Genomic DNA, 9404 nt, shown 5'->3' with positions numbered 1-9404 from the left:
GGCACACTATTGAGTTCTCAAACAACAGACACACCCGGCACCACCACAACAACATTCCGTCATGGATCGCTCCGGAGCAACTTTTCAAACTTACCCGGTTTCTCGCTCCGATGCAAATCCATCTTTCAGGATCCGCATCAGCGAGAAACTCATTCTCAACCCATCCTGAAGCGCTCTAAAGAACTACCAGAATATGGTCTTGAATTTGGGGGTTTTGGCCGCCCGCGGTTACCAGCTTTACGCTGTCTCCCTGCGGCGACTTAGAAAACAATACACCCGCCGGCGCCCAACCGCAAATCATCCCGCCAAGGGGTCTGTAGCCCCGCCAATCCGGGCCCCAACGCCCGCCGAACAGCCAAAGTCTCGCGCCGACGTCGTGCTCGGATCCTGTGCGCTGCAGCACAACCGTGAACGTCCGCGGATTTCGACAAGCCCGGTCGCCGGCGCCGCATGAAACCGGCGCCACATGAAGCCCGGGGGCTTAAACGCAGAAGGGCCGGCAACCAAACGGTTGCCGGCCCTTCTCAAGCAGCTGGAATCAGCGGTGCTGGATTACCAGGAAGACTTGGTGATGCCCGGGAGCTCACCGCGGTGAGCCATGTCGCGGAAGCGAACACGGGAGATACCGAACTTCTGGAAGGTACCGCGGGGACGGCCGTCGATGATGTCGCGGTTACGCAGACGGATCGGGGACGCGTTGCGGGGCAGCTTCTGCAGGCCGAGGCGTGCAGCTTCGCGTGCTTCGTCGGTAGCGTTGGCGTCGACGAGGGTCTTCTTCAGTTCGAGGCGCTTTGCAGCGTAACGCTCAACGATGACCTTGCGCTGCTCGTTGCGAGCAATCTTGGACTTCTTAGCCATGGTTTAGCGCTCCTCTCGGAATTCGACGTGCTGGCGGATCTTGGGGTCGTACTTCTTCAGAACCATGCGGTCCGGATCGTTACGACGGTTTTTACGGGTTACGTAGGTGTAACCCGTGCCCGCGGTCGACTTGAGCTTGATGATCGGACGTACGTCCTTGTCCTTAGCCACTAGAGCTTCACCCCACGAGCCAGGATTGCGGCGACGACTACGTCGATGCCGCGTACGTCGATGGTCTTGATGCCACGAGCAGAGACCTGCAGCGTGACGTTACGGCGCAGGGACGGAACCCAGTAGCGCTTCTTCTGAATGTTCGGATCGAACCGGCGCTTGTTGCGACGGTGCGAGTGCGAAATGCTGTGCCCAAAGCCCGGCTCGGCTCCGGTCACTTGGCAGTGTGCTGCCATGACTTCTCCTCAAGAATTGAAAGTAATGATCCGCATATCTGCTGCAGGATCATGCGTCTAAGTGCGACCCAAAGTGATCAGGGTGAACGGTTAGTCACGCAACTTGAGCCCCTAACTACCGGCTACCCTGGAGAAAATTACCGGGCCACCGGAGCAATTGCGCACGCTCCGCGCACTTAGCGCCTACCAAGTCTACGAGTTCACGCAATTAAAGACCAATCCGCCGCCGGGCGGTGTATAAGGCGGCGGCCCTTCAGAGGCGTGTGAGCTGGGCGTACTTGGGCGACAGGCCGTCTCCGGAAGACTTGCCGGTCACGCGGCGGACCACCCACGGACCGGCGAATTCGCGGACCCACCGGGCGTTGGCGCGGATGGCTTCAGCGCGGCCGAGTTCGGGAACGGGCGTCATGGGCGGAACGTCGATCGAATGGTCATGTTCCAGGACCGTGAGCACGCGCTTGGCCATGTTGGCGTGCCCGGCCGCGGACATATGCATCCTGTCTTTGGCCCACATTCCCCAGTCGTAATACTCGCTGAACCGCCAGTAGTCCACCAGCAGCGCCCCGTGGTCACCGGCAATGCCGCGGACCAGCTCGTTGTAGATGGCAGTGCGTCCGCGCATAGTGCTGAAAACCTTGGAGCCCCGCGCGTCGAAGCCGGTGAACATCACCACGGTGGCGCCGGTCGCGGCCAGCTTGCGGATGCCGGCGTCGTACTCCGTCAGCAGATCATCGATGTCGATCCTGGGCCGCAGAATGTCATTGGCACCTGCGTAAATGGTCACCAGGGTGGGGTTAAGTTCGACGGCGGCGTCCACCTGCTCTGCCATGATCTGGCGGAGCTTCCTGCCGCGGATGGCCAGATTGGCGTAACCGAAGGCCGGATCTGCCGCGCCCAACTGCTCCGCCACGCGGTCCGCCCAGCCACGGAGCCCGTTGGGGCGGTTGGGATCGTCATCCCCGACCCCTTCCGTGAAAGAGTCGCCGAGCGCTACATACCGGGTCGAAAAGTCCATGGCGTCAGTCTTTCATCTGTTGCCGGGAGCAACCAAGGCGGCGCCGGTCAGGGCGACGGCTTACGGCCGGCTGTCAGTCTCGCGCAGGATCCAGTGGTCATCGTCCAGGCGGGCGACGATTTTTTCGCCGATGCGGGCCAAATCGTTGACATCGCGGTCCGTCAGGGCATCCAGGAACTTGGTCCGGACTGCCTCCACGTGCCCCGGTGCGAGCTCCACCAAAGTGGCCATTCCGACATCGGACAGGTGGGCGGTGGTGACACGCGCATCGCGTGGGTGCGGGCGCCTCTCCAGCCAGCCGCGTTTTTCCAGCTTGGACACCACATGCGAAAGACGGGACAGCGAGGAACTGGTGCGGGCGGCCAGCTGGCTCATGGGCAGGAAGTGCCCCTCAGCCTCGGACAGCATGGCCATGACGTTGTAGTCGAACAGGGACACCTTGCCGGCATTGTGGAGCTGGCTGTCCAGGGCGGCAGGAAGCAGTGTGTTGATACTCAGGATCGCCAGCCAGGCACGGCGTTCGTCGGCGTTGAGCCAGCGCGGTTCGGTCATGCGTCCAGTCTAGGAGACAAAGTCCTTGACGGTTCAAGTGGCCCATCCAGGCACCGGTAGGCTGGCCCTATGTTTGTTGTGTCGCTGACCTACAAGGTGCCCGAAGACATCGTTGATTACCACCGCCCCGCGCATATGGCGTGGGTCAAGCAGGCGTTCGACGACGGCGTGTTCCTTGCGTCCGGACGCCTGGTTCCGGCGGTGGGCGGCGTGTTGTTGTCCAAGGCCGACCGGGCCACACTTGATGCCGCATTGGCCAGGGACCCGTTCTACAGCAACGGCGTGGCAGAGTTCGAGGTTATCGAATTCACTGCCACCACCGTGGCAGAAGGCTACGAAAACCTGCTGGACACCTAGGTCTTTTTTGCCTTTTCGCGTTTCTCCATCAGCTTCTTCAGCCCGCGCTTCCGCGGTACCCTTACGGGTTCGGGCCAGCGCGGCGCCAGCGTATCCCCCAGGGTGATGCCTCTGATCTTGCGGCCGAAAAGTGGCAGAACCCAGTCGCTGACCCAGCGCCGCTGCCGCTGCTCCCACTCGCGCAGGCTGAGCCGCGTGGGCGGGTCCCATTCCTTGGGCTGGATTTTGTGCGCCACCCCCAGCTGGTCCAGCACCTGCCCGGCGAGGTATTTGTGGCCCGCCTTGGACATGTGGAGCCGGTCCGAGTCCCACATCCGCCGGTCATGGAAGGCATCCAGGCACCAATAGTCCACCAGGACGGCGTCGTACTTGGCGGCGATTTCCCGCACCCGCTGGTTGTAGACGGTGTTCCGCTTCTTCAGCAGCTCAAGCACCGCCGAGACCTTCACGTCGAAGCCCGTAAACAGGACCACAGTGGCCCCGCTCCCGGCCAGCCGTGCCACGAGTTTTTCGTAGTCCTCCATCAGGACGGCCATGTCCGTGCCGATGTCCAGGATGTCGTTGCCGCCGGCATACAGCGTGATCAGCGCTGGACTCATGGCCAGAGCCGGCTCCAGCTGTTCGCTTACGACGTGGCGCAGACGCTTGCTCCGGATAGCCAGGTTCGCGTACTCCCACCCCGGCTCGGCCTTCGCCAGTTTCTCGGCCACCCGGTCAGCCCAGCCCCGAACGCCGTTGGGCAGCCGCTCATCCCGGTCCCCCACGCCCTCGGTAAAGGAATCCCCCAGGGCAACAAAGACACGCCGCCCACTCTGAGGCAACAAAGGATCACCAACCACCCGGCCACCCTAGCTACCTAAAGAAAAGCCAAGGTGAACATCGAGCAACAGGAACTGCGAGAGCGTTGAAAGGGAAGGCTTAGCCCTCGGCCTTACCTTTACGCCAGTAGCCCATGAACGCAACCTGTTTCCGGTCGATGCCGACATCCCGCACGAGGTAGCGGCGCATGTCCTTGATGACGGCAGCTTCGCCGGCGATCCAGGCGTAGAAGGGCATGGCGCCGGCGGGCATTTCGGGGTTCTTGGTGGCCTCGATCGCGGCTGTCTCCATCCGCGCGGGAGTCTCCCAGAGGATGTCCACGTCCACGTTGACGTCCTCAGGTTCCGGGCCTGCCCCGCCGTCGGCCGCTTTGAGGCCAACCCAGCCGGGCACCGGCACCGCCTTGCGCACGGCCTGCTGCAGCAGCTCGCCATGCGGGCGTGAGCGGCCGATGGCCGCGCCGCGGGCAAGCCAGGTGATCTCGACGTTGGCATCGGTCTTCAGGTCCAGGAAGTCACCGGCCTCGGGTACTTCGAGGAAGGCGTGGCCGCTCATGTAGGACGGCAGGCTCTCGAGGATGGCGGAGATGGCGGGAACGGCGGTTTCGTCGCCTGCCAGCAGGACACGCTGGGCAAGGCCGGGACGCCATTCGATGCCGCCGTACGTTTCGGCGGTTTGGCACTGCGCGGCACGGTTGTTGGGTCCGATGATGGTGAGGGCGTCGCCGGGTTTGGCGTGCTGCGCCCAGTTGGCGGCAGGCCCGCCGTGGCCGTCGGCGTCGAAGTGCATCACGAAGTCGACGTCGATTTCCGGGTACACGCCGTCCAGCCGTTCGCTGCGAAGGGTGTAAGTGCGCATGGACCCGCGCAGGGCAGGGTCCATCGCGAGCCATTCCCGGTACCAGCCGGACGCGTTCATGTCGAAGGTGGGCAGCGGGATCTGCTGCCCATCGCCGTCGAGCGACGGGATCATCAGTTTGATCCGCAGGTCCAGGGTGTCGCCGGAAACGCCGAAGTCGCGCAGCGAGTAACCACCGAACGTGATGCGGCGGAAGTTGGGGCTCAGCTCCAGGATCGAGGAAACCGTCACCTCGAAAGCAAGGGTCATGGGCTCGGTGTTCATCGTCTTTGCGGCGGCAGTTTCGCGGGTCTTCATGAAACGAGCTCCAGTTCGTTGGCGGTGGTGTGGTGGCGGCCGATGGGAATGATCAGCGGGGTGCCCGAAATGGGGTCCGGGATGACCCGGGACTCGAGTCCGAAGACATCCAGGACCAGCTGTTCGGTGACAACTTTTTTGGGGGCGCCGAGGGCAACAATCTCGCCGGCTTTCATGGCGATGACGTGGTCCGCGTAGCGTGCGGCCAGGTTCAGGTCGTGCAGGACGATGGCCACGGTGGTGCCGCGCTTGCGGTTCAGGTCCGTGACAAGGTCCAGGACTTCCACCTGGTGCGCGAGGTCCAGGTAAGTTGTGGGTTCGTCCAGCAGCAGCACGTCGGTTTCCTGGGCCAGAGCCATGGCGATCCAGACGCGCTGGCGCTGGCCGCCGGACAGTTCGTCCACATTCCGGTCAGCGAGCTCCAGCGTTTCGGTGGTTTCGAGCGCGCGCTGCACCGCGGCGTCGTCGTCCGGGCTCCAGCTGCGGAAGAAGCCCTGGTGCGGGTAGCGCCCCCGGCCCACGAGATCGCGGACCGTGATGCCGTCCGGGGCGGTGGGGTGCTGCGGGAGGAGGCCAAGGGTCCTGGCCAGTTCGCGCGCGGGGCGGGAGTGGATGTCCTTCCCGTCCAGGGTCACCACCCCGGCCGCCGGCTTGAGGAGGCGGGAAAGGCCTCGGAGCAGCGTGGACTTCCCGCAGGCATTGGCGCCCACGATCATGGTCACCTTGCCCTCTGGGATCTCCGCGTTGAGCCCCTCCACAACGCAGCGCTGGTCGTATTTCAACGTGAGGTCCTGCGCGCTCAAAACGGCCATGTCAGGCATCCTTTCGGTTGGCCGTGACCAAAAGCCACAGCAGGAACGGGGCACCGAGGGCGCCGGTAATGACGCCGACCGGAAGGACGGTTCCGCCAAGAACCAGCGGGGCGATATTGGCTGCCAGGAAGTCGGCGGCCAGGACAATCAGCGCGCCCGTAAATGCCGACGCCGGGAGGCTGGCTTTGCGCACGAGGCGCCGGGCAATGGGCCCGGCGAGGAAGGCTACGAAGGCAACGGGTCCGGCGGCAGCGGTGGCGACGGCGGCCAGTCCGACGGCGGTGAGCACAAGTCCCAGCCGCGCGGCGTTGACCTTGATGCCCAGCCCGGCGGCGGTGTCGTCCCCGAGCTCCAGGATGCGCAGCGGGCTCGACAGGGCCATGGCGGCCGGCACCAGGACCAGCAGGGAGGCGGCCAGGATGCCCGTCCGCTCCCAGTTGGCCGAGTTCAGTGAACCGTTGAGCCACACCAGGGCCTCCGCTGCCGTCCGGATGTCGGCGCGGGTCATCAGGAAGTTGACCACCGCATGGAGTGCGGCGGCGATGCCCACGCCGGCCAGGATGAGGCGGTTGCCGGCAGCGTTGCCGCGGTTGCCCCCGCCGGAACGTGAGCCGCGCGAAATCGCATAGATGATGGCCGCCACGCCGAGGGCTCCGCCCAGTGCGGCCCAGGAGACCACCGCTCCGCCGGCGCCGAAGATGACGATGGCGGTCACCGCTGCCGCACTGGCCCCGTAGCTGATCCCGATGATGTCCGGGCTCGCCAGCGGATTACGCAGCATGGTCTGGAAGAGCGCACCGGCCAGGCCGAACGCCACCCCGATCAGCGTGCCCACGGCCGCGCGTGGCAGTTTGTGCTCCATCACGATGAAGCTGGCGCCGGGGATCTTTTCGCCGCCGGTCAGGTGGGCGGTGACGATCTTGAAGAAGTCGGGGATGGTGACGGTGTAGCTGCCCAGGAGCACGTACACGGCGAACATAACAACCACGGCGGAGCCCAGGAAGAAGGTCGGCGTCAGCACGCGCGCTGGCAGTCCACGCCAATGGTTGCGGGTGCGGCTGCCCTCAGGTGCAATCTCGGCGGGGGATTTGAGGATGGTCACAGGCCGGCCCCCTTGCCGCGGCGGATGAGCCAGACGAAGACCGGAGCGCCCACGAGCGCCGTCATGATGCCGGCCGGAACCTCACCGGGAAGCAGGATCACGCGGCCAATGATGTCGGCCGTAATCAGCAGGACGGGGGCAAGGACCATGGAGAACGGCAGGATCCAGCGGTAGTCCGGACCAGTCAGCAGCCGGACAGCATGCGGAACCACCAGGCCAACAAAGCCGATGGGGCCGGCCACCGCGGTGGCGGATCCGCACAGCAGGACGATGCCCAGTCCGGTAATGCCACGGGTCAGGGCGACGTTTTGGCCGAGGCCGCGGGCAATGTCGTCGCCCAGGGCCAGGCTGTTGAGGATGCGGCCGCCGGCCAGGACAATCAGGGCGCCCACGGCCAGAAAGGGCAGCGCGGGCAGGAGGACGGACCAGTCGCGTCCGCCGGTGCTGCCCACCTGCCAGAAGCGGAACCGGTCCAGGGTGTCCTGGCTTGAGACCAGGACGACGTTCAGGAGCGAGAACAGGCCGGCGCTGAGAGCCGCGCCGGCCAGGGCGAGCTTGACAGGCGTCGCGCCGTCGCGGCCCATCGAGGCAATGCCATAGACAACGACGGCGGCGGCCGCGGCGCCGAAAAACGCGAACCAGATGTAGCCGGTCAGGGAAGTGATTCCAAAAACATAGATGGCGGTGACCACTGCGAGTGCCGCACCGGCGTTGAGGCCCAGGATGCCGGGATCGGCCAGGGGGTTGCGGGCAACGCCCTGCATCGACGCCCCGGCCAGGCCCAGCGCGGCGCCTGCCAGCAGGCCAAGCACTGTGCGGGGAATCCGGGCGATGACCACGGCGTGGTTACCGTCTGCCGGGTTGAAGTTGGTGAGGGCATCCCAGATGGTGGCCAGCGGAAGCCCGCGTGCGCCGATCGCCAGTGAGGCGGCGCACACTGCTGCGAGTACAACGACGGCGGCCAGCAGCCACGCGGCACGCATGCCTGCTGCGTGTGCTCCGGTTCCCCCACCGGCGCGGCCGCTCCGAGGGCCAGCGCCCCGCTGGCTGCCCGGCACCTTGGTGCCGCCAGCCCGCCCTGCGGAAGCCGCCGTCGTCGTACTCATTTTCATAGCAGTTACTTGCTGACTGCGTCCGCGGCCTTGCCCAGCTGCGGCAGGACCGTGTCCAGGGCCCACGGCAGGCTCAGCGGCGTGGACGCGGAGACGGCAAGCGACAGGGATTTGTCCGAGTCGGTAACGAACGAGCCGTTCTTGATGGCCGGGATCTGGCCCAGGAGCGGGTCAGCCTTGATGGCGGTGGCGGTAGCCGGGTCGGCGACCCAGGTCACGAAAACGTCAGCTTCGAGCTCGTTGGACTTTTCAGCGGACCACGGGATGAAGAATTCCTTGGAACCGGCGGAGGCCTTCTCCACCACGGGGGCGAGCTTCATGCCGAGCAGGGAGAGGAGACGGGGCCGGCTGTCATAGGCGGTGTAGACGCCGTTGTAGTCAGGTGTGGCCGGATCGACGTTGCCGTAAATGAAGGTCTTGCCGGCGATCTGCGGGTATTTGCCTGCTTTGTCCTTGATGGTGGCCTCGGTATCGGCAATCAGCTTCGTGGCTTCGGCTTCCTTGCCGAGGGCCTTGCCGATGACGGTGGTGCTTTCCTGCCACGGCGTGCCGAAGGCAACTTCCGAGTACGCCACCACGGGGGCGATTTCGGTGAGCTTCTTGTAGTCGGCCTCTTCAAGGCCGGAGAAGGTGCCCAGGATAACGTCCGGGTTGAGCTTGGCGATCTCCGTGAAGTTGATGCCGTCTGCTTCGGAGAACTGGACGGGAGCCTTCTCGCTGCCGAAGCCTGCGCCGAGCTTCTCCAGGGCTTCGTCCTTCCACGGCGTGGAGCCCTTGTCGTTTCCGCCCCAGTCGACCTTGGGGACGCCCACCGGCACTACGCCGAGGGCGATGGCGATGTCGTCGCTGGCCCAGGAGATGGTGACAACGCGCTTTGGCTGTTCCTTGATGGTGGTCTCACCGAAGGCGTGCTTGATGGTGACGGGGAACTGCGAGCTGCTTGAGCTGGAGGCGCTGGCGTCCGACGTGCTGGCTGCGGGCCCGGTGGAGCAGGCGGACAGGGTGAGCGCCGCTGCGGCCAGAACCGCAGTCGCCTTGCCGGCTGATTTGAACAGCGCGCGGCGGGTGGCGCTGGGGCCGGGGAAGAGGGGGGAAGTCACGGAACTCCTTAAGTGAATGATGCGAACTCAAGTAAGGGTAGCCTAGCCTGCGCCCTATTAAGAAAGCTTTGCCTTGCGTAATTGGTCCTGTGACGCAATAAACAGCCAGGCGCCA

Annotated in this window: 12 protein-coding genes; 1 reads left to right on the top strand and 11 read right to left on the bottom strand. The window is 64.8% G+C overall.

The genetic code is table 11. The features are described 5' to 3' along the window. Positions 1–552 precede the first annotated feature (552 nt). From rpsN to J2808_RS17880, 5 genes are all read right to left on the bottom strand, one after another. Positions 553–858 (bottom strand): 30S ribosomal protein S14, encoded by a 306-nt coding sequence (rpsN, locus tag J2808_RS17900; protein ID WP_050687445.1) that lies wholly within the window; start codon positions 856–858, stop codon positions 553–555. A 3-nt stretch (positions 859–861) separates the two neighbouring features. Next, a complete protein-coding gene (rpmG, locus tag J2808_RS17895) occupies positions 862–1029 on the bottom strand; it encodes a 50S ribosomal protein L33 (RefSeq protein WP_013602737.1) in 168 nt (55 codons plus the stop codon). After that, a complete protein-coding gene (gene rpmB, locus J2808_RS17890) occupies positions 1029–1265 on the bottom strand; it encodes a 50S ribosomal protein L28 (protein ID WP_011693744.1) in 237 nt (78 codons plus the stop codon). Before rpmB ends, rpmG begins: the two co-directional genes overlap by 1 nt. Positions 1266–1518: 253 nt before the next feature. Continuing rightward, a complete protein-coding gene (locus J2808_RS17885; RefSeq protein ID WP_309819294.1) occupies positions 1519–2280 on the bottom strand; it encodes an SGNH/GDSL hydrolase family protein in 762 nt (253 codons plus the stop codon). 60 nt (positions 2281–2340) lie between these two features. Further along, positions 2341–2832 (bottom strand): MarR family winged helix-turn-helix transcriptional regulator, encoded by a 492-nt coding sequence (locus J2808_RS17880; protein ID WP_309819292.1) that lies wholly within the window; start codon positions 2830–2832, stop codon positions 2341–2343. A 69-nt stretch (positions 2833–2901) separates the two neighbouring features. Here J2808_RS17880 and J2808_RS17875 point away from each other — a divergent pair, with 69 nt between their 5' ends. Next, positions 2902–3189: a YciI family protein gene (locus tag J2808_RS17875; RefSeq protein ID WP_309819291.1), complete on the top strand. Its 288-nt coding sequence runs from the start codon at positions 2902–2904 to the stop codon at positions 3187–3189. On the opposite strand, the gene J2808_RS17870 is transcribed toward J2808_RS17875, so the two are convergent. From J2808_RS17870 to J2808_RS17845, 6 genes are all read right to left on the bottom strand, one after another. Beyond that, complete coding sequence (locus J2808_RS17870; RefSeq protein ID WP_309819289.1) at positions 3186–4028, bottom strand: SGNH/GDSL hydrolase family protein; 843 nt, start codon at positions 4026–4028, stop codon at positions 3186–3188. The genes J2808_RS17875 and J2808_RS17870 overlap by 4 nt on opposite strands. Positions 4029–4107: 79 nt before the next feature. After that, complete coding sequence (locus J2808_RS17865) at positions 4108–5163, bottom strand: siderophore-interacting protein (protein WP_309819287.1); 1056 nt, start codon at positions 5161–5163, stop codon at positions 4108–4110. Beyond that, entirely contained in the window at positions 5160–5975 is an 816-nt protein-coding gene (locus J2808_RS17860) for an ABC transporter ATP-binding protein (RefSeq protein WP_309819285.1), read from the bottom strand. The genes J2808_RS17865 and J2808_RS17860 overlap by 4 nt, the downstream gene beginning before the upstream one ends. Position 5976: 1 nt before the next feature. After that, positions 5977–6954 (bottom strand): FecCD family ABC transporter permease, encoded by a 978-nt coding sequence (locus J2808_RS17855; protein ID WP_309819355.1) that lies wholly within the window; start codon positions 6952–6954, stop codon positions 5977–5979. 119 nt (positions 6955–7073) lie between these two features. Continuing rightward, positions 7074–8189 carry a FecCD family ABC transporter permease gene (locus tag J2808_RS17850; RefSeq protein ID WP_309819283.1) on the bottom strand — a complete coding sequence of 372 codons (1116 nt, stop codon included), beginning with the start codon at positions 8187–8189 and terminating at the stop codon, positions 7074–7076. A gap of 5 nt (positions 8190–8194) precedes the next feature. After that, complete coding sequence (locus J2808_RS17845) at positions 8195–9289, bottom strand: ABC transporter substrate-binding protein (RefSeq protein WP_309819281.1); 1095 nt, start codon at positions 9287–9289, stop codon at positions 8195–8197. Positions 9290–9404: the final 115 nt, after the last annotated feature.

Origin of the sequence: Pseudarthrobacter sulfonivorans, from assembly GCF_031454915.1 — a bacterium.
GTDB lineage: Bacteria > Actinomycetota > Actinomycetes > Actinomycetales > Micrococcaceae > Arthrobacter > Arthrobacter sulfonivorans_C.
This window is presented reverse-complemented; position numbering and strand designations above follow the sequence as displayed.